Genomic DNA, 25,940 nt, shown 5'->3' with positions numbered 1-25,940 from the left:
AACCAGTTTGTGGCTTCAGAGATCAATCCTGCTAGCACGAGCAGAATGTGATAACCGCCTTTGGCAGCTTGTTCAAAGAGCCACGCAATGAACTCTTTGTGACAGGTGGTGAGATATTCTGCGGTCACTGTCTTTAGGGGCTGTGTACCGGCGATTTTAGGCGTAGCAGTAGCGTGAGAAGCAGTCATCGGTGCCTCCTTTGGCGGGTCGTGGATAGGGCGGTTAATGAAGGTGGGTGGTGTTGAGCGGGTAGTGAACCTGCTGACAAAGAACCCTGCTCACATCTTGAATGCCTTCCAGGCCATGGCCGAGCATATGATGGAGGGGGCTTTGATCCTGAAAAGCAGGATTGTTCGACTTGAGCCACCGGACGGCTGAAGTGGCTGACGTGCCCATTAGCTTTAGCTGTCGGTTTACATCGATGACGCAGGCAAGGCGAAGATAGGTCTCCTTGCTCAGTTCGGTGAAAACCCGCTGTTGCCACAACTGAAAGATATATGTGTCTTTGAGGCCGGTCAGTGTGAATTGCTCGCTGTCAGACAATGCCCAACCGCGCATGATTGTGAAGGAAAGCTCAATGGTAAGTTTCTGGTGGAAAGGGTCTGCCGGCAATAGTTTGGGGGCTGTTTGTTTTGCATATTTCATCCGGGTCATTTCTTATTCCTTGTCTGTCGTGGCTAGTGGGTGGTTGAGTTCAGCTTTCAATAGTCGCTCGAAAGCTGAGCCGTCTTTTCGGGTAAGGTTGGGGACATAGCGGCTATAGACCTCAAATAGCATTTTGGTGTTGCTGTGGCCCATTTGGCGGGCAATCCATTCGGGATTTTCACCAGCAGCAAGCCAGAGTGTGGCGGCGGTATGGCGTGTTTGGTAGGGGCGGCGCTTTTTTAGGCCCAAGAGATTTAGAATGGGATACCAAATCTTCTTGGTGACATCATTGTGTCTCAGCGGTTGCCCTGCACCATTGCAGAAAACATAGGCCTGCCCTTTGGTGGCCTTCTGCTGCTCAGCCATGGCCTGATAGACAGGCCCGGACATATCGACAGTTCTGTAGGATCCGTCTGTTTTGGTCGGAACAACCTCGCCGTTCACGATGGCTTGTTTTACAAGGATTTGCCGTCTTTCAAGGTCCACCGAGTCCCATGGGAGGCCGTCAATTTCCGCTGTTCGCAACCCGGCAAAAAAGCGGACGGTGTAGTAGGCCCTAAAGTCCTCCCGGATATGATCCAGAATTAGTTTCACTTCTTGTAGAGTGAAGGGCTCAACATCTGACCGAGGTACCTTGATGGGTTTGATGTTTCGATAGGGTGTCTGGAAGCTATATCGGTCCGACGCTTCTGTCAGAATCTGCCGAACTGGGGTCAGGATATGGTTGATGCGTGACGGTGATAATTTCCGACCTTTTAGGCCGTCTTGCCGAACGAGATCGCTCCTGAACGATAGAATGTCTGCCTTGGTAATCGTATCGAGTGGTTTTGCACCAAACGTCGGCAACAGATACTTGTCCATCGTTTGCCTAATGTTAGTGATATAGCTATTTCGCCACTCTGGTTGCTTTTCAAGAAACCATACCTCCGCAAACTCTTCGAAAGTGGGCATGCTTGATCGTGCACATGCTGTACGGTTTTCAATGATCCGGAGCTTTTCTACCTGATTTGAATTTGGAAAATATCTGGCATACTCAAAAGTGCCCAACAGGATCTCTGCTTCAATCCGGGCTGCAATTTCTGTAAGCCGCTTTCGGTTTTGTGGCTTGTCCGGCAGCCGCGTATATTCTTTGCATCTGATCCCTTTGTATCGGAAGTCGATGAAGAGTTTTCCATTTTTGGTATTTACACTTGCCATAGGGCATGTCCCTTACTGAATGCCAGCAAGCAAGGTGCTGATTGAGGGCGCGATGGCCATGTCTTTTTCAATTTTCTCCCAGATGTAGAGAATTTTGCGCCCGCCAAAAGGGCGGATGTAATGAACACCCTCAAAGAGGACACTGTCTTTCAGACAATTCCGAATGGTGCGCGGGTCGTATTTGATACGTTCTGAGAGTTCGTTGGTCGTTAGGTAGGTCATGTTAAGGCTCCGCTGTTGATGTACGCTTCGTTAAATCCAAGTAGACTTAAACATGTTTAATTGTGATTGGTCAATATAAAAATTAAAGCACACTTAAATTTATTCTCGTGGGCTTTGAAAAAGTGTCGTGCTATTTAAATGAGGATGGGAAAGCAGAGAGGCGGAAATGATTCGGATATTGCTCAGGGAGCTGGTGGCGAAAAAGGAAATCGCCGAGAAGCGCAAGATCAAGTTGGATGAGCTTGCTGAAGCAACAGGGATCAGTAAAACCACACTGTCCAAGATGCAGTCAGTGCATGACTACAATGCCAAAACTGAAAATTTGAACCGTTTGTGTGTATACTTCGATTGCAGAATCCAAGATTTGCTGGAGTATATCCCTGATTGATTCGGAGATAAGGGAGGCCTGCGGAGCACTTGCCTTAGAGGCCGTAGTCCCCACGTGGTCCCTTTATGGTCCCCAAGGGCGGGTTGAACCTAGGGTGCGCGCGTTCACAAAAAGCAAAAAGCCTTTCGTATCCATTTGGAAACAAAAGGCTTTTTGATTGGTGCCCAGAAGAGGACTCGAACCTCCACGTCCATACGGACACTAGCACCTGAAGCTAGCGCGTCTACCAATTCCGCCATCTGGGCACGGATCAATTGGTCGGCGGGATTTAGCGCGGCTGAGGGGGTGCTGTCAAGCATCCTGTTCCAAAAAAATCACAAAATTTGCGGGCGGGTCCATCCGGCGCATGGGGCCGCTGCGTATAGAGACCGGTTGCGGGCGAATTGCGACCGGCGCCCAAAGGGTTTACACTCATCCCACCAGGGTAAAGTTTCTTTTTGATGAAAGGACTTAGGCGATGAAAGATCGGCTTGTTACCGTCTTTGGCGGGTCTGGTTTTATCGGCAGATATATTGTGGAACGGCTGGCGCGCGAAGGCGCGCGGGTGCGCGTGGCCGTGCGCCGCCCCAATGAGGCGCTGTTCCTCAAGCCGCTGGGGGAGTTGGGCCAGATACAGCTGATGGCCGCGAATCTGAAGAATGAGGCCTCTGTCAGGCGGGCGATCCGCGGCGCGGACGCGGTGATCAATCTGGTAGGTATTCTTTATAACAGTGGCGGGCAGACGTTTGAGGCGCTGCAGGCGGAAGGCGCGGGGCTTGTGGCCCGTGTGGCGTCAGAGGAAGGCGTCAAACATATGGTGCATATGTCGGCGCTGGGGGCCACGCACGCATCCGATAGCCGCTATGCCCGCACCAAGGCCATGGGCGAAGACGCGGTGCTGTCGGCCTTCCCGAAAGCAACGGTCCTGCGGCCCAGCGTTGTGATCGGGCCGGAAGACGGCTTCTATAACCGCTTCGCCAAACTGGTGAAGATGTTCCCCATTCTGCCCATTCCGGGCGCGGACACCAAGTTCCAGCCCGTTTATGTGGACGATGTGGCGGCGGCGGCGGTGATGGCGAGCCGTGGCGGTGACGCGTTTGAGGGCAAGACGTTCGAGCTTGGCGGCCCGCAAGCAATGAGCCTTCGCGCCCTTCTACAGGACATGATGGACCGCATCGGCACCCACCGGCCAATCATCCGCGTGCCGTGGGGCCTGGCGATGCTGCAGGCCACCTTTATGCAGATGCTGCCGAACCCGCCGCTGACGCGCGATCAGGTGACGCTCCTCAGGTCAGACAATATCGTGTCGGAAGGGGCGGAAGGGTTCGAGGCCTTCGGTATTACACCAACCGGGATCGCGGGCGTGCTGCCGCGCTACAGCCAGCAATATAAGCCGAAGGGGCAGTTCAGGGCGTCCTAGATGGTGCCTGTCCCGATAAGAGCAAACAGCCCGACGCCCAGAAGCACGCGGTAAACCACAAAGATGGTCATATTGGCGCGCTCCAGCCATTTCATCAGGAAATGGATCGCAGCAAGGGCTGCAAGGCACGCCAGCCCGGCGCTGATGGCGGCATCGACCCAGATCACCGGATCGCCGCTGTCGGCCACATCCTTGCCCAAGAGCACGCCGGCGCCCAATATTGTCGGGATCGACAGCAGCATGGAAAAACGCGCCGCTTCCTGCCGGCCAAAGCCCAGATAGCGCGCCGCCGTCATGGTGATGCCGGCGCGGCTGGTGCCGGGGATCAGCGACAGAACCTGCGCGAAACCGATGATCAGCGCGGGCTTTACGGCCATGCGGTCCAGCATCTTCTCGGTCGCGCCTTTTTTGTCGGCAACATACAGCAAGAGGCCGAACACGATCGAGGTGGTAGCGATAACGGCCGCGCCGCGCATCAGGTCAGCAAGGCCAGATACTTTCACCGCGAAGCCGAAGATGACCGCCGGGATGGTGGCGATCACCAGCGCCCAGAAAAGCTTCGCATAGATGGTGTCCGCGACCGCGCGGCGGGCAGGCGCGATGCCAACTGCGCCAAGTGCCGCCAGGAACAGGCCTTTGGTGTCCTCACGGAAATACAGGAGCACGGCGACAAGCGTGCCCACATGCACCGACACATCCATCATCAGCCCCTGATCCGGCCAGCCGGTGAGCGCGGGCACAAGGATCAGATGACCACTTGAGCTGATGGGCAGGAATTCGGTGATGCCCTGGACAATGGCCAGAACGAAAATATGCAGCGCGGTCAAAAGAATGTCCTCCCCTAAGCCGGCATTCAGCGCGCCGACCAATTTGTTGATTCCTTATATCAGCGCCCTATCCGGGATGCGACATTCTATATGATACCAATGTGGTACTAAAATAAGCGACCATCACCGAAAAAGACTCGATATTTTCAATGGGTTTAGCTATAATAGGTCAGCTTTTATGTCCTATTATGCATTTTTTACTCGAAATTTGAGATTTTTGAACATATAATGCGCACAAGCAGATTCGCAGACACTATTATTACGCGACAATCCAGAGGCTCTGCCGACGACCCTGAATGAAGGACCGCCGAAGCCTCCCTTTGTCTCCAAGTGTCTGAAGATTCGAGATAAACCGTGACCAGAAGAAGGGTGACTTATGGCCGACGATCTTTTGAAATTTGTTTCGATCGACCAGAAAATGCCGGAAAAGCGCAAAGCGGAAGAACGCGTCGGCGATTTCGACGAAGTTTACGCGCGCTATAATATTGAAGGCGCAGAAGAACAGGCCAGCCGCTGCAGCCAGTGCGGTGTGCCCTTCTGTCATATTCACTGCCCGCTCGGGAATAATATTCCAGACTGGTTGCGCCTGACGGCTGAAAACCGGCTGGAGGAAGCGTACGAGATGGCGGCTTCCACCAACAATATGCCGGAAATCTGCGGCCGCATCTGCCCACAGGACCGCCTGTGCGAAGGCAACTGTGTGATCGAGAAGGATTTCAAATCCGTCACCATCGGCAGCGTAGAGAAATTCATCACGGACAATGCCTGGGAGCAGGGCTGGATCAAGCCGATCACCCCGCGCGTGGAGCTGAAGGAAAGCGTTGGCATCATCGGCGCGGGCCCGGCGGGCCTTGCGGCGGCTGAAGAACTTCGGAAAGCGGGTTTTCAGGTTCATATCTATGACCGGCATGACCGCGCTGGCGGCCTGCTGATATACGGCATCCCCGGCTTCAAGCTTGAAAAGGATGTGGTGGAGCGCCGTACGGGCCGGCTGGAGCAATCCGGCATCACGTTCCATCTGGATTTCGAGGTGGGTGACGAGGCGGGCCTGAGCGAGCTCAGGGAAAAGCATGATGCGCTTCTGATCGCCACTGGTGTTTACCGCGCGCGCGGCCTGAAGGTGCCGGGTGTGGGTCTTGGCAACATCCGCGAGGCGCTGGATTACCTGACAGCCTCCAACAAGGTGGGCATGGGCGATGATGTGCCGGAATATAATGACGGCAGCCTGAATGCGACCGGCAAGAATGTAGTTGTGATCGGTGGTGGCGACACCGCGATGGACTGCGTGCGCACGGCCGTGCGCCAGGGCGCCAAATCTGTGAAATGTGTCTATCGCCGCGACCGGGAAAACATGCCCGGTTCTGTGCGCGAAGTGCAGAACGCGGAGGAAGAAGGCGTTGAATTTGTCTGGCTCGCGGGGCCGGAGGCCTTCACGGGCGACGATGTTGTCGAAGGTGTCCGCGTTTACGAGATGCGCCTGGGCGCACCGGACGCCACGGGCCGCCAGGCGCCGGAACCGGTGCCGAATTCATCCTATACGCTTGATTGCGACCTGGCCATTCTGGCGCTGGGGTTTGAGCCCGAAGACCTGCCGGCCATGTTTGGCGCGCCTGAGCTTCGGGTGACGCGTTGGGGCACGGTAACGGTGGACCACCAAAGCATGATGACCAACCTGGACGGCGTGTTCGCCGCAGGCGACATCGTGCGCGGGGCATCGCTTGTTGTGTGGGCCATCCGCGACGGCCGCGACGCCGCCGACAGCATCAAGAAGTATCTCAAAGAAAAAGCGCGCCAGGTAGCGTAACGCGAGGGAGTATTATCAATGCAACAGTTTAACGAGCACGTCCCTGGCCCAATCGGTCTTTACGACCCGGTTGATGAGCATTCCTCCTGCGGCGTTGGCCTTATTGCGGCGCTGGACGGCAAGCCGAAGCGCGAAGTGGTATTGCGCGGCATTGAGGCCCTGAAGGCCATCTGGCACCGGGGTGCTGTGGACGCTGACGGCAAAACCGGCGACGGCGCGGGCATCCACGTGGAAATCCCGCAGGAATTCTTCAAGGAACATGTGCGCGCCACGGGCCATAAACCGTCTGAGGGCAAGCTGGCTGTGGGCATGGTGTTCCTGCCGCGGGTTGATCTTTCTGCCCAGGAAACCTGCCGCACGATTGTTGAGAAGGAAATCCTCGCGCTTGGCTATGCCATCTATGGCTGGCGCCAGGTGCCTGTGGATATCGATGTGATCGGCGAGAAGGCCGAGGCCACGCGCCCGGAGATCGAGCAGATCATGATCGAGAACACCAAGGGCGCGAGCGAAGAGGACTTTGAGCGCGAGCTTTATGTCTGCCGTCGCCGAATCGAAGCCGCTGTGATCAAGGCGCAGGTCGGGGATTTCTATATCTGTTCGCTGTCCTGCCGGTCGGTGATCTACAAGGGCCTGTTCCTCGCCGAGCAGCTTTCCACCTTCTATCCGGATCTTTTGGACGAGAAGTTTATCTCAAGTTTCGCGCTTTATCACCAGCGCTACAGCACCAACACATTCCCGCAGTGGTGGCTGGCCCAGCCGTTCCGCATGCTGGCCCACAACGGTGAGATCAACACCATTCGCGGCAACGTGAACTGGATGCGCAGCCACCAGATCCGGATGGCCTCCATCGCGTTCGGTGAGCATTCCGAAGATATCAAGCCTGTGGTGCCAAAGGGCGCATCCGACAGCGCAGCGCTTGACGCGGTGTTTGAGGTGATGGTGCGCGCGGGCCGTGACGCGCCGATGGTGAAAACCCTTCTGGTCCCTGAAGCCTGGACCAACAAACCAAGCATGCCGGACGCGCACCGCGCCATGTATGCCTATACCAACTCTGTGATGGAGCCGTGGGACGGCCCGGCCGCGCTTGCTGCCACTGATGGCCGCTGGGTTATCGCAGGGCTGGACCGGAACGGCCTGCGCCCCATGCGCTTCACGGTGACGAACGACGGCTATCTGATCGTGGGGTCGGAAACCGGCATGGTGGTTGTGGATGAAGAAGACGTGCTGGAAAAAGGCCGCCTTGGCCCGGGTCAGATGATCGCGCTCGACCTCAAGGAAGGCCGCTTCTATCACGACCGTGAAATCAAGGACAAGATGGCCGCAAGCCAGCCGTTTGAGGACTGGGTTGAGGATATCCGCAAGATTGACGAACTGCCCGGCTTCCGTGGCCCGGAAGAGCCGGAGTTTACGGGTGAAGAGCTTCGGCGTCGCCAGATTGTGGCGGGCTTGAGCCATGAAGACCTTGAGCTGATTTTGCAGCCGCAGGTGATGACCGCCAAGGAAGCCATTGGCTCCATGGGCGACGACACGCCGCTGGCTGTGCTGTCCTCGAAATACCGCAACCTCAGCCATTATTTCCGGCAGAATTTCAGCCAGGTAACCAACCCGCCGATCGACAGCCTGCGCGAACACCGGGTGATGACGCTGAAAACCCGTTTCGGCAACTTCAACAACGTGCTTGATGCCGGTCATACGCAGGCGGGTGCCATCGTGCTCGACAGCCCTGTGATTTCGAACCGAGAATGGAAAACGCTGATCAGTCATTTCGGTGACGAAGCGCAGGTGATCGACTGTACGTTCGATGCCCGCGGTGGCGACGGCGCGCTTCGGGAAGCACTGGACCGTATCCGGCGCGAGGCGGAGGACGCCGTACGCGAAGGCCGGGGCCACCTGTTCCTGACGGACGAGGCCATCAGCGCAGACCGTGCGCCGGTGCCGATGATCCTGGCGGCGGGCGGCCTGCATACACACCTTATCAATGAAGGCCTGCGCACCTTCACCAGCCTGAATGTGCGTTCCTCCGAATGTCTGGACCCACACTATTTCGCTGTGTTGATCGGCGCGGGGGCGACCACGGTGAACGCTTACCTCACGCAGGATGCGATCGCAGACCGGCACGCCAAGGGCCTGTTTGGCGACATGGACCTCAACGACGCCATCTGGCGCGCGTCTGAGGCCATCGACCAGGGACTCCTGAAGATCATGTCCAAGATGGGCATTTCGGTGATCTCAAGTTACCGGGGCGGCAACAATTTCGAGGCGCTTGGCCTCTCGCGGTCGCTGGTGGCGGAGTTCTTCCCGGGCATGCCGACGAAAATCTCAGGCATCGGCCTTTCGGGTATCCAGCACAAGGTGCTTGAGCAGCACGCCAAGGCATTTGATGAGGAAGGCGCGAGCCTGCCCATCGGCGGCATTTACCGGTACCGCCGCGGCGGTGAGGTGCATGCCCATGACGGCCAGCTGATTCACTTGCTGCAAACGGCAGTCACACAGGATAATTACGCAAAATATCTGACCTATTCACGAGGGCTGCATAACCTGCCGCCGGTGAACCTGCGGGACCTGATGGACTTCCGCCGGGCGGATGAGGCCCTGCCGCTGGATGAGGTCGAATCGATCACCCAGATCAGGAAGCGTTTCATCACGCCGGGCATGAGCCTGGGGGCGCTTTCAAAAGAAGCGCATGAAACGCTGGCGATTGCCATGAACCGCATTGGCGCCAAGTCCGTCTCGGGCGAGGGTGGCGAAGACAAGGAACGCTATACGCCGTATGAAAACGGCGACAATGCCAACAGCCCGATCAAGCAGGTGGCCTCCGGTCGCTTTGGGGTGACGGCTGAATATCTGAACGCCTGTGAAGAACTTGAGATCAAGGTGGCCCAGGGCGCCAAGCCGGGTGAAGGTGGCCAGCTGCCGGGCTTTAAGGTGACGGAAATGATCGCACGCCTCAGGCACTCCACGCCTGGTGTGACGCTGATCTCGCCGCCGCCGCACCATGACATCTATTCGATCGAGGATCTGGCGCAGCTGATTTACGACCTGAAGCAGATCAACCCGCGGGCACGGGTGTGTGTGAAGCTGGTGTCTTCTGCCGGTATCGGCACCATCGCCGCCGGTGTTGCGAAAGCGCACGCCGACGTGATCCTGGTGTCCGGCCATTCGGGCGGCACGGGCGCAAGCCCGCAGACCAGCATCAAATATGCCGGAACGCCGTGGGAGATTGGTCTTGCAGAGGTCAATCAGGTGCTCACCCTCAATGGGCTTCGTCACCGGGTGCAACTGCGGACCGATGGCGGTATCCGCACGGGGCGCGACGTGGTGATCGCCGCAATGCTGGGCGCTGAGGAATACGGCGTGGGCACGGCAAGCCTTGTGGCCATGGGCTGCATCATGGTGCGCCAGTGCCACTCGAACACATGCCCGGTGGGCATCTGTACGCAGGACGAAGACCTTCGCAAGAAGTTCGACGGCACGGCCGACAAGGTGGTGAACCTGTTCAGCTTCATCGCTGAAGAAGTGCGCGAAATCCTGGCTGAGCTCGGGGTCCAGAAGCTCGATGACATCATTGGCCGCACGGACCTGCTGCATCAGGTCAGTCGCGGCGCGGACCATCTGGATGATCTGGACCTCAACCCACTTCTGGTGCAAGTCGGCGGCCGTAACCGCCGCGCTGTTTGCACGCTTGAAGGCCGCAACGAAGTGCCGGACACGCTGGACGCCCAGATGCTGGAGGACGCCAAGGCAGTCTTCAGTAAAGGCGAGAAGATGCAGCTGACATACTCGGTGCAGAACACGCTTCGCGGCATTGGCACGCGCTTCTCATCAGAGATCACGCGGACCTTCGGCATGACCGGCCTGAAGCCTGACCATGTGACCGTGCGGCTGCGCGGCTCTGCCGGTCAGTCGCTCGGCGCTTTTGCGGTGCAGGGCTTGAAGCTTGAAGTGGCGGGTGACGCCAACGACTATGTCGGCAAGGGCCTTTCGGGTGGCACCATTGTGGTGCGGCCATCGAACCGGGCGTCGTTCAACTCAAACGACAACACCATCATTGGCAACACCGTGCTGTATGGTGCCACGGCGGGCAAGCTGTTTGCGGCCGGCCAGGCGGGCGAGCGTTTCGCGGTCCGGAACTCGGGCGCGACAGTGGTGGTTGAAGGCTGTGGTGCCAACGGCTGCGAATATATGACCGGCGGCACAGCGGTGATCCTTGGCGGGGTTGGTGACAACTTCGGCGCGGGTATGACCGGCGGCATGGCCTTCGTTCTCGACGCTGAAGGCACGTTCGAAGAACATGTGAACGAGGAAACGGTGCTTTATAATCGCCTGTCTTCCGCGCACTGGGAAGCTGTCCTGAAGGCCCTCGTTGAGGAGCATGTAGCGGAAACCCACTCTCGCTGGGGCGCGACGGTGCTTTCAAACTGGGAAGCCAAGCGGGGCAAATTTTGGCAGGTTGTGCCGAAGGAAATGGTGAACCGGCTGGAGTATCCGATAAGCGACGAAGCCGAAGAGGAAGCCTTGACGGCATAAAGCGGCCTGTCAAACAACAGCCTTAATTGAAAGAGACCATAACCCCTGGGGAGCATTTGCCTTCCCGGGGGTTTTTCACGTGTGCCAGCGTTTTCCGGATTGGCGCGGCGCTACGCATCGGCTAATAAGGGGCTGTTATGCCAATACTTTATCATCACTGGCTTAGTCCTTCCGCGCGGTTTGTACGCGCGCTTCTGGTGGAGAAGCGCGTGGTTTTTGAGTTGCGCCTTGAAAAGGAGTGGGAGCGCCGCCCGGCTTTCCTTGCCCTTAACCCTGCAGGCGAGGTGCCTGTGCTGGTGATGGACGACGGGCACGCCTATTCCGGCACCATGGCCATCGCCGAATATCTTGAGGAAGTGATCCCGGAGCCGCCGATGCTGATCGGCGACGCGGAAGACCGCTATGAAATCCGCCGCCTTACGGGCTGGTTCCATAATAAGTTGGGTACGGAAGTGACGCGCCATACGGTCTCGGAAAAGCTGTTCAAGCGGTTCCTTAGGATGGGCGAGCCGGATTCGGAAGCCATCCGCTGTGCGGCCCATAACCTGAAGGTGCACCTAAAATATATCTCTTACCTGTCGGAGCGCCGCCACTATCTGGCGGGGCCGCAGTTCACCATGGCAGATGCAGCGGCTGCCGCGCACATTTCGGTGGTCGACTATTTCGGCGACATCAACTGGGAAGACTGGCCGCAGGTCAAGGAATGGTATGTGCGGGTCAAGTCCCGCCGGTCTGTGCGCGCGCTTCTTGAAGACCGCATCACCGGGCTGAAGCCGCCGGCGCACTATTGCGAACTGGATTTCTAAGGTGTCGGGGGGTCCGAAATCCGGCCCCGGCGACATTCGGGGCGCGCTTGAAGAAAAAGCACGCGAGCTGGGCTTCGACGCCTTCGGCATCACACGCGCGGAAACCAGCGACAAGGTGGTAGAGGGGCTTCGGGCGTTCGTGGCGCAGGACCGCCACGGCACCATGGCCTGGATGAAAGAGCGCCTGCATCACCGCGAAAGCCCCACGAACCTGTGGCCCGAGGCGAAAAGCGCCATCATGCTGGGCGTTAACTATGGCCCGAAGGCAGACCCGCGCCTGCTGCTTGAGGAAAAGGGCTTCGGCAATATCTCCGTCTATGCGCGCGGCAAGGATTATCACGACATCATCAAGAAACGCCTGAAGGCGCTGGCGCGCTGGATGGTGGAGACCTGGGGCTGCGAACTGAAGGTATTCGTGGACACCGCGCCCGTGCCGGAAAAGCCGCTGTCTGCCGCCGCAGGCCTTGGCTGGCAAGGCAAGCACACCAATATGGTCAGCCCCGATTTTGGCAGCTGGCTTTTCCTGGGCGCCATCTATACCACCCTGGACTTGCCCACAGACGAACCGCACCGGGACCAGTGCGGCAGTTGCCGGGCCTGCCTTGATGCCTGCCCGACAGACGCCTTCCCCGCGCCCTATCAGATCGACGCCCGGCGCTGTATCAGCTACCTGACGATCGAACACAAGGACCCGATTCCGGAAGAGTTCCGCAAGGCGCTTGGCAACCGCATCTATGGCTGTGATGATTGCCTGGCCGCCTGCCCCTGGAACAAGTTCGCGCAGGTCTCGGCGGAGGCCGCCTTCCACGCGCGGGTGGAACTGGGCGCCCCGGCACTTGAAGACCTGGCCGAACTGGACGACGCTACTTTCCGCGAAGTGTTTTCCGGCAGCCCGATCAAACGCATTGGCCGTGACCGGTTTGTCCGCAATGTGCTTTATGCCATCGGCAATTCGGGCGACGAAAGCCACTTGCCACGTGTGACCAAGCTTTGCGAGGATGAAAGCGCCGTGGTGCGTGATGCAGCCAAATGGGCGCAAGCGCAACTAAAAGAAGTGGGGGATTTGGAATGAAAAGGTTTTTACCCATAGGGTTTGTGCTGCTTGCTGTGGCCGTCGGTGCGTGGTTCTTCTCGCGCGTACCCGCCAAGCCCTCCATCACGGTGGTTGCTGAAATCGTCAAGCTTGAGGACGTGCCCGGCGGCAACGGCTATCGCCTGATCACGGTACGGTTCGCAGACGGGCAGGAACGCACCATTGAAACGCTCGCCCCCTTCTTTTTCAAGCCGGGCTACAAGGCCAAGGTTGGCATTTTTGAGCGCACCCTGTTCCCGGATGTTTATGACATTGTCAGCGACAGTGTCGATTAATTGAGCTTCATCACCGCGGTGGGGCTAACCACAGTGCCTTCCTTGACCATGCCGCCCGGCCCGAACTTGGGCCACTGGCTTGAGGCGATGAAATAGAAGCCGTCTGGGGTGCCGACCCCAAGGGTGGGTTCGTCAAAATCAGGCAGGGCCTGTGCCTTCACCACGACATTTTGAACAGACCTGCCATCCTCAGTGATTGTCAGCGCCAGAATGCGGTGCGGGTTGACCCCGTTCTGGATGGCAATCAGCCTATCGCCACCGCGTGCCAGCCCGTCAATGCCGTGCAGGCTGGCGTCCGTCGGGACGCCGAGCAGGCTCACATCGCCGCTCTTCCGGTCCAGATGCCACAGGCCGCGGCCATAGTCCGCCATGATCAGCTGGCCGTCAGCGGTTTCCGCGATCCCTTGTGGGCTCATGAAACCATCATGGGCGAACAGCGGGAACAGCGTATCGCCCGTGATCTGATAGACCTTCCCGCCTTTGGCGTCCGTGGCGAAAATGCTGCCATCCTTGGTCACGGTGATATCCGCCAGCTGTTGGTCTTCCGTGCCGCCCGGCAGCGTCCAGACATCCTGAATGTCTCCGGTTGCCGGATCGATGCGGGCGATGCCGGTCTGGCCTTCGCCTTCAGTATAGCCGGGGGTCTGCTCGATGTGGGCGAAGGTGGCGTAAAGGCTGCCGTCATGGAAGGTCATGCCGAAGAAGCTGCCAAACTCATGCTGTTTGGCGTCGACGATCTTTTTCGGGCCAGTGGCGTCCATGCGGATGATTTCGCCCGACACCACGGTGCCGAAATAGAAGCGCCCGTGGGCGTCCTGTGCGATGCCTTCCACCAACCGGTGGTTTTCCGGCAGCATGAGTTTTACTTGGGCGCTACCTGCCACCGCCATGTTGGCATCAAACAGGCGGTCCAGCTCATCGCCGCGCACTTCACCCAGCGCGTTCCTGAGCGCGAGGCGGATATCGGCCCCCGGCGCGACACCCAGCGCCGCATACTGATTGGCGGCCTTCCAGGCCTTGTCTGTATCGCCCGTTTCCGCCGCCAGATAGGCCACATATCCCACAAGCAGGGGGTGATTGGGTCGGTGCCTGAGGGCTTCTTCGATGTGCGTCAGAGCGGTCTGGTGGTCGCCTTCGCGGAAGGCTGCGACACCCTTGTTGCGTTCTGCCTGGCTCGCCTGATAGGCAGCCTCGGTTTCAAAGAAAAGGTCCGCCGCGGTGGCGGAGTTCGCCAGCACGACGGCAAAAATGAAAATGCCCAGGATGTGTTTCATGGAACGCATCCTAGGCACAATTCTGTCAATCCGCCAAGCCTGTCTTTGGATCAGCGCCCCAGATCAGGCCCTCAGATCAAGCACGACGCTTCAGGGTATCGAAGCCGCCACCGCTTTTCTTCGGGCGGGCCGATTTCGCCATTGGCTTACCGCTGCGGGCTGGCTTGCCCTTCGTGGGCTTGCCCTGGTCGGACTTGCCTTTTGCGGGCCTGCTTTTACCTGGTTTGCCAGAAGCTTTGCCTGCAGCGCTCTGGCCTTTGCGGTGCTTGCTCTGCTTGTGAAGCGGCGTCCGGTCTTTGCGGTCTTTCCGCTTCTTTCCGCTGGCTTCTGCGCGGTCTGTGCGCGGGCCACCCGGGCGCGGACGTACTTTGGCCTTGCCTTTCTTGGGGTTGGGCTGCTGTGGGAACGGGTGATCGTGATCGATCTCGATCCGCATCTTGATCAGGCGCTCAATGGCCTGCAGCAGGTTGAATTCACCTTTTGAACAGAAAGTATAGGCTTCGCCGCTTTTGCCGCCGCGGGCGGTGCGGCCGATGCGGTGGACATAGCTTTCAGCTTCGATCGGCACATCGATGTTGAACACATGGTCGATGTCCTTGACGTCGATACCGCGTGCCGCCACGTCGGTCGCCACGAGGAAATCGATCTTGTCGCTCCGGAAAGAGCGGATGATGCGTTCGCGCTGGCGCTGCTGCTTGTCGCCGTGGATGGCGTCAACCAGATAGCCCTTCTCGAGCATGATTTCCGCCAACTCGTCGGCTTCTTTTTTGGTGCGCACGAAGATAAGGGCTTTGGAAACGCGCTTTTCTTCGATCATGTGGAACAGCAGCTCATGTTTGTCGTGCCGCGCCACGAACATTACCTTGTGGATCAGGTTGTCGGCAACGGTAGCTTCCGGCGTGATCTCAACATGCTCCGGGTTTTTCAGAAGCGTGGACGCCAGATCCTTGATCTTGTCATTGAGGGTCGCGGAGAACATCACGCTCTGGTGCTCACGCCGGATGTTGGCGGAGATTTTTGTCACGTCGTCAACAAAGCCCATGTCCAGCATGCGGTCAGCTTCATCCAGCACGAAATACTCAACTTCATCCAGATAGATATTTCCCTGCTTCATATGGTCCAAGAGGCGGCCCGGCGTTGCCACAAGGATATCCACGCCGCGGCGCAGGATATGGGTTTGCGTGCGGTAGGGGGCGCCGCCAAAGATGGTGCAGTTCCTCAGCTTGGTGTTGCGCGAGAAGGTCTTCACCGCATCGGTGATCTGGATCGCCAGCTCGCGGGTTGGCGCAAGGATCAGAGCACGCGGCATGCCTGATTTCGGCCGTTCCTCGTGATTGAGCAGCCGTTCGATCATTGGCAGCACGAAGGCGCCTGTCTTGCCGCTGCCCGTCTGGGCAAGGCCCACGACATCGCGACCGTCCAGAAGGAACGGGATGGTACGGGCTTGAATTTTGGTGGCGGTCTTGAAGCCTTCGGACTCGAGCGCATCCATTACAGGCACGCTCAGACCAAGCGCGGTGAAGTCAGTCATTCAGTTTTCCTAACACGGTTAAGGCAGGCCATGGGCGCTGCTGCATTCATTTCGAATGAACGCCTTTTCCTCAACCGGGCAGGGGCCGTATCGGCCTTGTCACTGACTGGGTTTGTGCGACTGTCGCACGGAAACTTCGTTCAATCATCTGCCCAAAACAGTCGGGCATTCTCACGCTTTCATTGCGCGCTGCAGGCCCCTTGGGTCAAGCAGGTTGGCGCGCTCTATGACGGTTTTCGGCCGCAAAGTCAAGAAATTGCTTTTGTTGCGACCGCCCAGGCAGTGGCGGTTCAGCGGGCGCTGGCGGCTGTTGTGGAGGCCTGTCCAATGGCCATGGAGGCTGCCCCAACGATCGGGCCGTGACCATAATCATCCTGCAGCAGGATCGCCACATGGTCTGCACCGGCCTTGAGGCCATCCGCCGGGTCAAGCATCACCGTTTTGGCGTCACCTTTCCAGTCCATCAGGATGTCGGACGTCCGCACAACATTGGTATAATGCAGGGACCGGCCCTGATTTTCGCCGTCGCCGATCTGCACCGTCGCGTCACTGAGGAACCAGACCACGCGGACGGATACCATGTCGCCGACATTGGCGGCAGGAAGCGTCAGCTCGACCTTGCCATCGGCAGTTTCCGCGAGCGCCGGTGTGATCACCGGGCGTTCGATCGCACGGGCTTTATCAATAGACGCACGGACCTTTTCAGGTTTGGAACCCACACACTGCACCCGGCCATCAAGGATCATCTGCGGCGTGAAAACACCGCCGCGACCCAGGCGCTTATTGTAGGCGGCCTGCCGCATGCTGTTGTGCGGATGGGCGAATGTGTCTTCCCAGCCAAGTCGGTCCCAATAATCCACAGCCCAGGAAAGCGTCAGGATGCCGGGGCGGCCACGCAGGCTTCTGAGCGCCGCGTCAGCGGGCGGGCAGGATGAACAGCCCTGGCTTGTAAAGAGCTCGATCACCGTCAGGCGCGGCGCTTTCGCGTCATCCGCCGAGGCGCTGAAGCCCGTTGCAAACAGGGCAAGGAGTATTAACCACTTTCTCATAAATCCAGTCTATCGTCAGAGAATGTCAACTGCCAATCACCAGTGTGTGAGCATTCCTTATCATGGCGGGTATGCCCAGTCGACACTGTAATCGGAGTAGGATTATCGAAGGTGCTACAGGTGGAACATAGCGCAAGGCCAAAGGTTATCCGGCACAAATGGGGGCGAGCCTGTTTCATGGAAATGAACGAGGATCTCTCATCGCTGGAAGGCTTCGAGGGCATTGTCGACCTCTATCGGTCGAAATCCACCGACCCACGCATTCCGCCTTTCAAGGCGGATTTTCATTTTCAGGAGCTGGCGGGCTGGCATGCCTTTTTCAACCTGATGCATTTCCCTGGCGCTCCGGAAGACGGGGAGATACGCATCCTGGGCGAGGAATACCGCAGGCTGTTCAGCGGTGTCTTGTGGCAGGGCATGCATTTGTCCGAGGTTGACCATCCCAAGCTTGTGAACCTCAGCAGCTATTGCGCGAGGCTTATTCGCACGCCGTGCATCGGCCGGTTCGTCGGCTTTCTGCCCCATAATGGCAGGGAACATATCGCTGCCGACATTCTGGACCTTCCGGCGCGCGACGAGCATGGCAATGTGACCTATCTACTTTCCTTCATCAGGGTGCTGACACCTGACGATGACGGAGACTTTGCTGCCCACTAAAAGGGCCTTCCCACAAAAAAGGGCCGCAGTACGGCCCTTTCCGAGTAAATACGCTATCTGAAAGCCTATGCCGCCAGGCGCCTGAGCACATAATGCAGGATGCCGCCGTGCTTGTAGTAGTCCACCTCGTCTTCGGTATCGATGCGGCAAAGGGCAGTGATCTCTTTTGTTGTGCCGTCAGCATAATGGATGGTGACAGCCACGTCCTGGCGGGGCTCAATCGTGCCCTCAATGCCCGTGACGTCGAACACTTCGGTGCCTACAAGCCCCAGGCTTTCGCGGCCATCTCCTTCCTTGAACTGGAGTGGCAGCACGCCCATGCCCACAAGGTTGGACCTGTGAATGCGCTCAAAGCTCTCCACCAGCACCGCTTTGACGCCGAGAAGGTTGGTGCCCTTGGCGGCCCAGTCGCGGCTTGAGCCAGTGCCATATTCCTTGCCGCCGATAACCACAAGCGGTGTGCTGTCTTCCTGGTATTTCATCGATGCATCAAAGATGCTCATCAGCTCGCCCGATGGCTGGTGTGTGGTCCAGCCGCCTTCGGTGCCCGGCGCCATCAGGTTCTTCAACCGGATGTTGGCGAAGGTGCCGCGCATCATCACTTCATGGTTGCCGCGGCGGGAGCCATATGAGTTGAAGTCTGCCTTGGCTACACCCTTCGACTGCAGATATTGGCCTGCCGGGCTGTCGGCCTTGATGGCGCCGGCGGGTGAGATATGGTCGGTCGTGATGCTGTCCCCCAGAAGCGCAAGCGGTCGTGCGCCGATGATGTTTAAGGTGGCGGCTACCTGCTGGCTCATGCCCAGGAAATAGGGGGGGTGCTGGATGTAGGTGGATTTGCTGTTCCACTCATAGGTCTTGCCTTCAGACACAGGAACCGCCTGCCATTCGGGCGTGCCCAGGAACACATTGGCGTAGCGTTCGATGAACATCTCACGCGTCAGCGCCTTCTCGATCTCGGCCTGGACTTCCGCATTCGTGGGCCACAGGTCCTTGAGGTACACATCCCTGCCGTCTTCGGTCTGGGCGATGGGGTCAGTGGCCACATTGATCTTCATCGATCCCGCGATGGCATAGGCGACCACCAGCGGCGGCGAAGCCAGATAGTTGGCCCTGATGTCCTGGCTGACCCGGCCTTCAAAGTTCCGGTTACCCGACAGGACGCTGACGCACACCATATTGTTTTCGTTGATGGTCCTCGAGATGGCGGGCTCCAGCGGGCCGGAGTTGCCGATACAGGTGGTGCAGCCATAGCCCACAAGGTTGAAGCCAAGGGCGTCCAGATGTTCGGTCAGGCCTGCCTTGTCCAGATAGTCCGTCACCACCTGGCTGCCGGGCGCAAAGGAGGTCTTGACCCAGGGCTTGCGCTTGAGGCCAAGCGCATTGGCTTTCTTGGCAACAAGGCCGGCTGCTACCAATACATCGGGGTTCGATGTGTTGGTGCAGCTGGTGATGGCCGCGATACAGACATCGCCCTGATTGAGCGCAAAGTCTTCGCCGTCGACGATATAGTCGGTATCGTCGCCTTTCTTGCCGAACCCTTCGAGCACGCCTTCAAATGCCTCTGCGGCAACATCAAGCTCAACCCGGTCCTGCGGGCGCTTTGGCCCCGCGAGCGACGGTTTGACGGTAGAGATATCCAGCTCAAGCGTGTCGGTGAACAGTGGCTCCGGGCTTGATGCATCCCGCCACATGCCCTGCTCCTTGGCGTAAGCTTCAACAAGGGCAACGGTCTCATCGTCGCGGCCTGTGAAGGTCATATAGTCAAGCGTACGCCGGGAAATGGGGAAGAAGCCGCATGTGGCGCCATATTCGGGAGCCATGTTGGCGATGGTTGCCTGGTCTGCGAGCGTCAGTTCATCAAGGCCGTCACCGAAGAATTCAACGAATTTGCCCACAACGCCCTTTTCGCGCAGCATTTGAACCACGGTCAGCACCAGGTCGGTTGCGGTGATGCCTTCATTGAGCTTGCCGGTCAGCTTGAAGCCGACAACTTCGGGGATCAGCATGGAGACCGGCTGGCCCAGCATGGCAGCTTCGGCTTCAATGCCGCCGACGCCCCAGCCCAGAACCGCAAGGCCGTTCACCATGGTGGTGTGGCTGTCGGTGCCGACGCAGGTGTCCGGGTAGGCCACCGTGCGGCCGCCTTCATCTGAGGTCCATACCGCTTTGGCGATATATTCAAGGTTCACCTGGTGGCAGATGCCGGTGCCGGGCGGCACGGCGTTGAAATTGTTGAGCGAGTTCTGGCCCCATTTGAGGAACTCATACCGTTCGGCGTTCCGCGCCATCTCCAGGTCAACATTCTGCTTGAAGGCCTGCGGTGTGCCGAATTTGTCCACCATCACCGAGTGGTCGATCACCAGGTCGCACTGCGCCAGCGGGTTGATCTTCTCCGGGTCGCCGCCCATCTCGGCCATCGCATCGCGCATGGCGGCCAGGTCAACAACTGCGGGCACGCCCGTGAAGTCCTGCATCAGAACGCGGGCCGGGCGGTAGGCGATTTCATGGTCTGACCGGCGCTCTTTCTGCCAGTCTGCCAGTGCCTGGATATCGTTGGCGGTCACGCTTGTGCCGTCCTCGTACCGCAGCAGGTTTTCAAGGAGAACCTTCAGCGTGTAGGGCAGCCTGGAGACGTCCCCGATTGTGGCTTCAGCAGCCCTCAGGCTGTAATAATCATACTCTTTGCTACCAACCGTAAGGGTGCGGCGAGTCTGGAGTGTGTCCTTGCTAACGGATGTCATGAGATAAAGGCCTCCACTTAAAGAGTTTCAAATAGGTCGATTTCGCGTACGGGAAAGCGCAAAAAATGGCCGAAAACATACGCTTTTCGCGCCGAACCATCTTGCAACCCAACGCTTGTTGAAATAGTATGCGCGCCGGCCCGCTTTTCCCTTGCTCGGCAGCCATCCCTGCCGCCCGGGTTTCAAGCTTCTTCTAACACTTTTATGTCAGGATAGTCATGGGTTTGTACGCTGAATATTTGAATGAGATCGAAACTCGAAAATCACAGGGACTGAATCCGAAGCCCATCGATGATGGCGCGCTTGTGAAAGAGCTCATTGCCCAGATCATGGATCAAGGCAATGAACACCGGAAAGATTCACTCCATTTCTTCATCTATAACACCCTGCCGGGCACCACCAGCGCGGCTGGCGTGAAAGCCATGTTCCTCAAGGACATCATCCTCGGGACGGCTGCTGTTGAAGAAATCACCCCAGACTTCGCCTTCGAGCTTCTGTCGCACATGAAGGGTGGCCCGTCTGTTGAGGTTCTGCTCGATCTTGCGCTCGGTGACGATGCGGCGATCGCGGCCCAGGCGGCGGACGTCCTGAAGTCGCAGGTATTCCTGTATGAGGCGGATACTGACCGCTTGGCAGCTGCCTACCAGGCCGGCAACGCAGTGGCGAAAGAGCTTCTGGAAAGCTATGCCAAGGCTGAATTCTTCACCAAGCTTCCGGACATCGAAGAAGAGATCAAGGTTGTCACTTACATTGCCGCTGAAGGCGATGTGTCGACTGACCTTCTCTCTCCTGGTAACCAGGCGCACTCCCGCTCGGACCGTGAGCTGCACGGTAAATGCATGATCTCGGAGAAGGCACAGGCTGACATTCAGGCGCTGCAGAAACAGCACCCTGATGCGCGCGTGATGCTGGTGGCGGAAAAGGGCACCATGGGCGTGGGTTCATCCCGGATGTCCGGCGTGAACAACGTGGCGCTCTGGACCGGCAAGCAGGCCAGCCCATATGTTCCGTTTGTGAACTTTGCCCCCATCGTTGGCGGTACCAACGGTATTTCGCCAATCTTCCTGACAACAGTTGGCGTGACGGGCGGTATCGGCCTTGATCTCAAGAACTGGGTCAAGAAGCTGGACGCAGACGGCAAACCGGTTCTGGATGCAAACGGCGATCCGGTGCTGGAGCAGGTCTATTCTGTCGATAACGGCACGGTGCTGACGATCAACACCAAAACCAAGAAGCTCTATAGCGAAACCGGCGAAGAGCTTGTTGATATCTCTTCTGCACTGACAGACCCGAAGGTTGAATTCATCAAGGCCGGTGGTTCTTACGCTGTTGTGTTCGGCAAGAAGCTGCAAACATTCGCAGCCGAAACGCTGGGTGTTGAGGCACCTGCAGTTTATGCGACCTCCAAGGAAGTATCGCATGAAGGCCAGGGCCTGACGGCTGTTGAGAAAATCTTCAACCGCAACGCTGTTGGTTCCACACCGGGCAAGGTGCTGCATGCCGGTTCCGACGTTCGCGTGAAAGTGAACATCGTTGGCTCGCAGGACACCACAGGCCTGATGACCTCCCAGGAACTGGAGGCGATGGCCGCGACTGTGATCTCGCCAACCGTGGATGGGGCTTACCAGTCAGGCTGTCACACCGCGTCTGTGTGGGACAAGAAGGCACAGGCCAATATCCCGAAGCTGATGAGCTTCATGAACAAGTTTGGCCTGATTACCGCGCGCGATCCGAAGGGTGTTTATGCGCCCATGACCGACGTAATCCACAAGGTCCTCAATGACATCACGGTGGACGACTGGTCTGTGATTATCGGCGGCGACAGCCACACCCGCATGTCCAAAGGCGTGGCTTTTGGTGCCGACAGTGGCACCGTGGCGCTTGCGCTCGCAACCGGTGAAGCCACCATGCCGATCCCGGAATCAGTGAAAGTGACCTTCAAGGGCACGCTCAAGAACCACATGGACTTCCGCGATGTGGTGCACGCGACCCAGGCGCAGATGCTGAAGCAATTTGGCGACAACGTGTTCCAGGGCCGTGTGATCGAAGTGCATATCGGCACCCTGTTGGCTGACCAGGCCTTCACCTTCACCGACTGGACGGCGGAGATGAAAGCCAAGGCGTCCATCTGTATCTCTGAAGACGAGACGCTGATCCAGTCGCTTGAGATCGCGAAAAGCCGTATCCAGATCATGATCGACAAGGGCATGGACAATGCGGCCCAGACCCTTCAGGGCCTGATCGATATCGCCAACAAGCGGATCGCCGAGATCAAATCCGGCGAGCGTCCTGCGCTCCGCCCAGACGATAACGCGAAATATTTCGCGGAGTTCGTTGTGGACCTGGACCAAATCGTTGAACCAATGATCGCTGACCCTGATGTGAATAACGCAGACGTATCCAAGCGCTATACGCACGACACGATCCGCCCTGTTTCCTTCTATGGCGGCGAAAAGAAAGTCGATCTCGGCTTCGTTGGCTCCTGTATGGTGCACAAGGGCGACATGAAAATCGTGGCCCAGATGCTCAAGAATATCGAGAAGCAGAACGGCACGGTGGAGTTCAAGGCACCGCTGGTGATCGCGCCGCCAACCTACAACATCGTTGACGAGTTGAAGGCTGAGGGCGACTGGGAAGTCCTGCAGAAATATGCAGGCTTCGAGTTCAACGACGACGCGCCAAAGAACACGGCTCGCACCAAGTATGACAACACGCTCTATCTTGAGCGCCCGGGTTGTAACCTCTGCATGGGCAACCAGGAAAAGGCGGAGAAGGGCGACACCGTGATGGCAACATCCACGCGCCTGTTCCAGGGCCGTGTTGTGGAAGACAGCGACGAGAAGAAGGGCGAAAGCCTGCTCGCGTCCACCCCTGTTGTGGTGCTTTCCACCATTCTTGGCCGCACGCCAAAGATCGAAGAGTATGAAGCCGCGGTTGAGGGCATCAACCTCACCCACTTCGCACCGCCGCTTGGTAAACCACCGGTGACGCATCAGCTCTAAGATATCGGGCAGTCCCTTGATTGCCTGACATCAAAAATTAGCCGGCAGCGTGTCTCCAAATGCGCTGCCGGTTTTCATTCCGGCGTTACCAAATCACCTCATTTTTTTCATCTGTCTGCCTTAATTGGACGCGAGACTGATCGCGTCATAATTAAGGAAAAGACCCATGGCGGATATGGCAGGCACAGATTTTTTGATGGCGCTCCTTCTTCTGGCGACAACTTTTGGGGGGCTGGTGTTTTCCCGCCACCATGCCAAGCGTTACTTTATGAGCACCAAGGGGCCAAAGCCCTATTGATGGCATTTTAGCCGTGGGTCTGGTAGCATTACCGCAAAATGCGATCATGACGCTCAGGGGAATTCAATGAAACTCGGCGGACGCTTTCAGGCAGGACTGGCGCTGTTGCTGAGCTCCCTGACGGCTACCGCATCCGACGATCAACCTATCACAATCACCTTTTATGATTTTCCGCCCAAGATGCTGATGCAGGACGGTAAGATGTCCGGCATACGGTTTGACGAGATGAACCGCATCGCCGATGAGGCGGGGCTCAGTGTTACTTGGGTTGAAACCACGTTGAAGACGGAAGCCGACCTTTTGAATGCCGGTCTCAGGAAGTTTTGCGCGACGGGCAGGGCATACAATAGCGAAAGAGCGAGGCTGTGGACCTATGTGCCCTATGCGCTGGACCTGCTGCCAAGGCATGTTCTGGTGGCAAGCCGCGTGTCAGCCGCGAAGGTCGTGCAACATGGCTCGGTGAAGACGATGCTGTCTGACAGCAATCTTCGGGGTGTTTTTGTTAAAGAGTTCATCTACGGCCCGAATGTTGATCCGTATCTGGACAGTGCAAAGGCCGAAGTCTCTTATCGGCCGCAACAAATTGAACAGGCGCTGGATATGGTGCGGATGAAGCGGGCGGACTTTACCCTTGTGCCCATCCATATCTGGGATGCTTTTCGGAGCAAGTTTGACCAGCCCCTCGACCTCATTGCCATTGACGGTCTGGGCACGATTGAAGAACAGAATCTCTATGTCGTCTGCAGCCGAAGCGTTGCCCCTGAAATCGTGAATGCACTATCGGGCGCGATGCGGCGACTGGGGTATAAGCCGGTAACGCTGCCGCCGGTGCAGTAGGATGGTCAGATGCGTTATATGGTGATTGAAAAATTCAAAAACGGGGCCGGGCCGGTCTATGAGCGCTTTCATGCGAAGGGCCGCATGATGCCCCTGGGGCTTGAGTATATCGACAGCTGGCTCGCGGAAGACCGCCTGGTCTGCTACCAACTGATGGAAACGAAGGACCCGGATCTGTTCAAGGCCTGGACAGACAAGTGGGGCGACCTGGTCGACTTCGAAATCATCCCTTTGGCGGCAGAGCGCAGGCCCTAACGCAGTTTTGGCAGCAGGCTTTCCAGCGTGCCCGTCTCCTTCAACTCCGCAAGCCGACCATTGATATGGCCAACCAGTTCTGCAACATCTCCGCCGGACCAGCACATCATGCTTTCTTCAAGCTCCAGCAGGGTGAAGCTGGCGTCATAGGCAAAGAGCGCATGAGTTTTATCCTGCAGCAGGGCCACGTCGTTATCATAGGCGAACACATGGTTCACGCGCCCGTCGCTCAAGAGGCCAAGCGCTTCCTCGGCTGTACCGACCTTAACGAAATCGCTTGCCTTCAGCGCGTCTGAATGGAAGCGCAGGTCGAAAAACAGAACCTGGTCCACAGCGATTTTCTGGCCCTGAAGGTCTGTAAAGCTACGCGCAGGTGCTTCATTGCCGCGCGTGAAGGCATGAACCTCCAGCACATTGAAGGGCGCTGAAATATGCAGGCTGGACCAGTCAGTGGGTGAGATGGCCGTGTCGCGCGGCCTCGCATGCCCCGGCGCGCTGACGCCGCCGAAGATGCATTGATATTCGCGGCGAAGCCACAGGCGCGGCCCGCGGTACCCCGGCAGGATGGTGACAGTGTTGGCGACCGGCGCGTCCTCGAGGAGCGCATCAAGCAGCTGCTTGTAGGGCAGTGCTTTCCCGGGTTCAATCAGTCCCGGCATTTCCTGAACCACAATGGAAATGGGCTCACCCGCGCGGGCGGGTGCCGCCAGGGCCAGAAGCCCCGCCGAAAGCCCAACAAGCCCGAAAAGTATGTGATGCCTGACCCCCAAAAGCCGCCAATCCTTAATCTGTGTCCGGTACATCCGCCTGGATCGACAGCGCGTGAATTTGCTCTTTCAGCTCATCCGCCAGTGCATGCATGACCATGCGTTGGCGCGTAACCCGGTTCTTGCCTTCAAAGGCTTTTGATTTGATCACTACGCGGAAATGGCTTTCGCCGCCGTCGCGGTATCCTGCGTGCCCGCGGTGGCCTTCTGACTCGTCAATCACCTCAAGATGCGTGGGTGAAAGGCTGTCATTCAGTTTTTTTACAATTGTTTCGGTGACTTTGCCCATAAACGCCTTATTTTCTCTACACAAAAGGTTGAAGAATTTTCGCCCGATCCCGGT

General features: G+C 57.9%; 23 protein-coding genes and 1 tRNA gene. 12 read left to right on the top strand and 12 right to left on the bottom strand.

All coding sequences use genetic code 11. The features are described 5' to 3' along the window. From KORM41_RS22300 to KORM41_RS17195, 4 genes are all read right to left on the bottom strand, one after another. Positions 1 to 188, bottom strand: a 188-nt coding sequence (locus tag KORM41_RS22300; protein WP_231727212.1) for a hypothetical protein, incomplete at its 3' end; no start/stop codon positions are given. Between the two features lie 34 nt (positions 189 to 222). Beyond that, positions 223 to 654 (bottom strand): MbcA/ParS/Xre antitoxin family protein, encoded by a 432-nt coding sequence (locus KORM41_RS17205; protein ID WP_068151126.1) that lies wholly within the window; start codon positions 652 to 654, stop codon positions 223 to 225. A 3-nt stretch (positions 655 to 657) separates the two neighbouring features. Further along, on the bottom strand, positions 658 to 1,842 hold the full coding sequence (locus KORM41_RS17200) for a tyrosine-type recombinase/integrase (protein WP_068151123.1): 1,185 nt from the start codon (positions 1,840 to 1,842) through the stop codon (positions 658 to 660). A gap of 12 nt (positions 1,843 to 1,854) precedes the next feature. Continuing rightward, positions 1,855 to 2,064, bottom strand: coding sequence for a hypothetical protein (locus KORM41_RS17195; RefSeq protein WP_068151119.1), 210 nt, complete (start codon positions 2,062 to 2,064; stop codon positions 1,855 to 1,857). 166 nt (positions 2,065 to 2,230) lie between these two features. On the opposite strand from KORM41_RS17195, the gene KORM41_RS17190 reads away from it, so the two are divergent. Further along, positions 2,231 to 2,452 (top strand): helix-turn-helix domain-containing protein, encoded by a 222-nt coding sequence (locus tag KORM41_RS17190; protein ID WP_068151116.1) that lies wholly within the window; start codon positions 2,231 to 2,233, stop codon positions 2,450 to 2,452. Positions 2,453 to 2,610: 158 nt separating this feature from the next. On the opposite strand, the gene KORM41_RS17185 is transcribed toward KORM41_RS17190, so the two are convergent. Next, a tRNA-Leu gene (locus KORM41_RS17185) sits at positions 2,611 to 2,697 on the bottom strand. A 212-nt stretch (positions 2,698 to 2,909) separates the two neighbouring features. Between KORM41_RS17185 and KORM41_RS17180 the strand changes: the two genes are divergently transcribed. Continuing rightward, a complete protein-coding gene (locus KORM41_RS17180; protein WP_068151113.1) occupies positions 2,910 to 3,851 on the top strand; it encodes a complex I NDUFA9 subunit family protein in 942 nt (313 codons plus the stop codon). On the opposite strand, the gene KORM41_RS17175 is transcribed toward KORM41_RS17180, so the two are convergent. Continuing rightward, positions 3,848 to 4,678, bottom strand: a complete 831-nt coding sequence (locus KORM41_RS17175) for an undecaprenyl-diphosphate phosphatase (protein ID WP_068151162.1) — start codon at positions 4,676 to 4,678, stop codon at positions 3,848 to 3,850. The genes KORM41_RS17180 and KORM41_RS17175 overlap by 4 nt on opposite strands. Before the next feature lie 376 nt (positions 4,679 to 5,054). Here KORM41_RS17175 and KORM41_RS17170 point away from each other — a divergent pair, with 376 nt between their 5' ends. From KORM41_RS17170 to KORM41_RS17150, 5 genes are all read left to right on the top strand, one after another. Then, on the top strand, positions 5,055 to 6,482 hold the full coding sequence (locus KORM41_RS17170) for an NAD(P)-dependent oxidoreductase (protein ID WP_068151109.1): 1,428 nt from the start codon (positions 5,055 to 5,057) through the stop codon (positions 6,480 to 6,482). An 18-nt stretch (positions 6,483 to 6,500) separates the two neighbouring features. Further along, positions 6,501 to 11,009: a glutamate synthase large subunit gene (gene gltB, locus KORM41_RS17165; RefSeq protein WP_068151107.1), complete on the top strand. Its 4,509-nt coding sequence runs from the start codon at positions 6,501 to 6,503 to the stop codon at positions 11,007 to 11,009. Positions 11,010 to 11,146: 137 nt separating this feature from the next. Continuing rightward, entirely contained in the window at positions 11,147 to 11,815 is a 669-nt protein-coding gene (locus KORM41_RS17160; RefSeq protein WP_068151104.1) for a glutathione S-transferase family protein, read from the top strand. A 1-nt stretch (position 11,816) separates the two neighbouring features. Then, positions 11,817 to 12,887, top strand: a complete 1,071-nt coding sequence (gene queG, locus KORM41_RS17155; RefSeq protein WP_068151101.1) for a tRNA epoxyqueuosine(34) reductase QueG — start codon at positions 11,817 to 11,819, stop codon at positions 12,885 to 12,887. After that, positions 12,884 to 13,183: a hypothetical protein gene (locus KORM41_RS17150; RefSeq protein ID WP_068151098.1), complete on the top strand. Its 300-nt coding sequence runs from the start codon at positions 12,884 to 12,886 to the stop codon at positions 13,181 to 13,183. Before queG ends, KORM41_RS17150 begins: the two co-directional genes overlap by 4 nt. Here KORM41_RS17150 and KORM41_RS17145 read toward each other — a convergent pair. The 3 genes from KORM41_RS17145 to KORM41_RS17135 all read right to left on the bottom strand — a co-directional run bounded on the left by KORM41_RS17145 (position 13,180) and on the right by KORM41_RS17135 (position 17,037). Next, on the bottom strand, positions 13,180 to 14,457 hold the full coding sequence (locus KORM41_RS17145) for a hypothetical protein (RefSeq protein ID WP_156432033.1): 1,278 nt from the start codon (positions 14,455 to 14,457) through the stop codon (positions 13,180 to 13,182). The two genes, KORM41_RS17150 and KORM41_RS17145, sit on opposite strands and share 4 nt — an antisense overlap. A 76-nt stretch (positions 14,458 to 14,533) precedes the next feature. Then, the gene (locus KORM41_RS17140; protein ID WP_068151093.1) at positions 14,534 to 15,988 is read right to left on the bottom strand and encodes a DEAD/DEAH box helicase; all 1,455 of its coding nucleotides are present in this window, start codon (positions 15,986 to 15,988) and stop codon (positions 14,534 to 14,536) included. A 290-nt stretch (positions 15,989 to 16,278) separates the two neighbouring features. Further along, entirely contained in the window at positions 16,279 to 17,037 is a 759-nt protein-coding gene (locus KORM41_RS17135) for a DUF1223 domain-containing protein (protein ID WP_068151089.1), read from the bottom strand. Between the two features lie 177 nt (positions 17,038 to 17,214). Here KORM41_RS17135 and KORM41_RS17130 point away from each other — a divergent pair, with 177 nt between their 5' ends. Further along, complete coding sequence (locus tag KORM41_RS17130; protein WP_068151086.1) at positions 17,215 to 17,694, top strand: hypothetical protein; 480 nt, start codon at positions 17,215 to 17,217, stop codon at positions 17,692 to 17,694. 65 nt (positions 17,695 to 17,759) lie between these two features. Here the strand turns inward: KORM41_RS17130 and acnA are convergent, their stop codons facing one another. Further along, positions 17,760 to 20,438 (bottom strand): aconitate hydratase AcnA, encoded by a 2,679-nt coding sequence (acnA, locus tag KORM41_RS17125; protein ID WP_068151084.1) that lies wholly within the window; start codon positions 20,436 to 20,438, stop codon positions 17,760 to 17,762. 218 nt (positions 20,439 to 20,656) lie between these two features. On the opposite strand from acnA, the gene KORM41_RS17120 reads away from it, so the two are divergent. The 4 genes from KORM41_RS17120 (at position 20,657) to KORM41_RS17110 (ending at position 24,830) form a co-directional block, all read left to right on the top strand. Further along, positions 20,657 to 23,440 (top strand): bifunctional aconitate hydratase 2/2-methylisocitrate dehydratase, encoded by a 2,784-nt coding sequence (locus tag KORM41_RS17120; RefSeq protein WP_068151081.1) that lies wholly within the window; start codon positions 20,657 to 20,659, stop codon positions 23,438 to 23,440. A 166-nt stretch (positions 23,441 to 23,606) separates the two neighbouring features. Then, positions 23,607 to 23,738, top strand: coding sequence for a hypothetical protein (locus tag KORM41_RS22400; RefSeq protein ID WP_269448987.1), 132 nt, complete (start codon positions 23,607 to 23,609; stop codon positions 23,736 to 23,738). A gap of 66 nt (positions 23,739 to 23,804) precedes the next feature. Then, positions 23,805 to 24,575, top strand: a complete 771-nt coding sequence (locus KORM41_RS17115; RefSeq protein ID WP_068151078.1) for a type 2 periplasmic-binding domain-containing protein — start codon at positions 23,805 to 23,807, stop codon at positions 24,573 to 24,575. Positions 24,576 to 24,584: 9 nt separating this feature from the next. Continuing rightward, positions 24,585 to 24,830 carry a DUF3303 domain-containing protein gene (locus tag KORM41_RS17110; protein WP_068151075.1) on the top strand — a complete coding sequence of 82 codons (246 nt, stop codon included), beginning with the start codon at positions 24,585 to 24,587 and terminating at the stop codon, positions 24,828 to 24,830. Here the strand turns inward: KORM41_RS17110 and KORM41_RS17105 are convergent. Next, positions 24,827 to 25,633 (bottom strand): type 2 periplasmic-binding domain-containing protein, encoded by an 807-nt coding sequence (locus tag KORM41_RS17105; protein ID WP_068151072.1) that lies wholly within the window; start codon positions 25,631 to 25,633, stop codon positions 24,827 to 24,829. The two genes, KORM41_RS17110 and KORM41_RS17105, sit on opposite strands and share 4 nt — an antisense overlap. Further along, positions 25,614 to 25,886, bottom strand: a complete 273-nt coding sequence (locus KORM41_RS17100) for a BolA family protein (RefSeq protein WP_068151069.1) — start codon at positions 25,884 to 25,886, stop codon at positions 25,614 to 25,616. The genes KORM41_RS17105 and KORM41_RS17100 overlap by 20 nt, the downstream gene beginning before the upstream one ends. Positions 25,887 to 25,940 lie beyond the last annotated feature (54 nt).

This window comes from Kordiimonas lipolytica, assembly GCF_001550065.1.
This window is presented reverse-complemented; position numbering and strand designations above follow the sequence as displayed.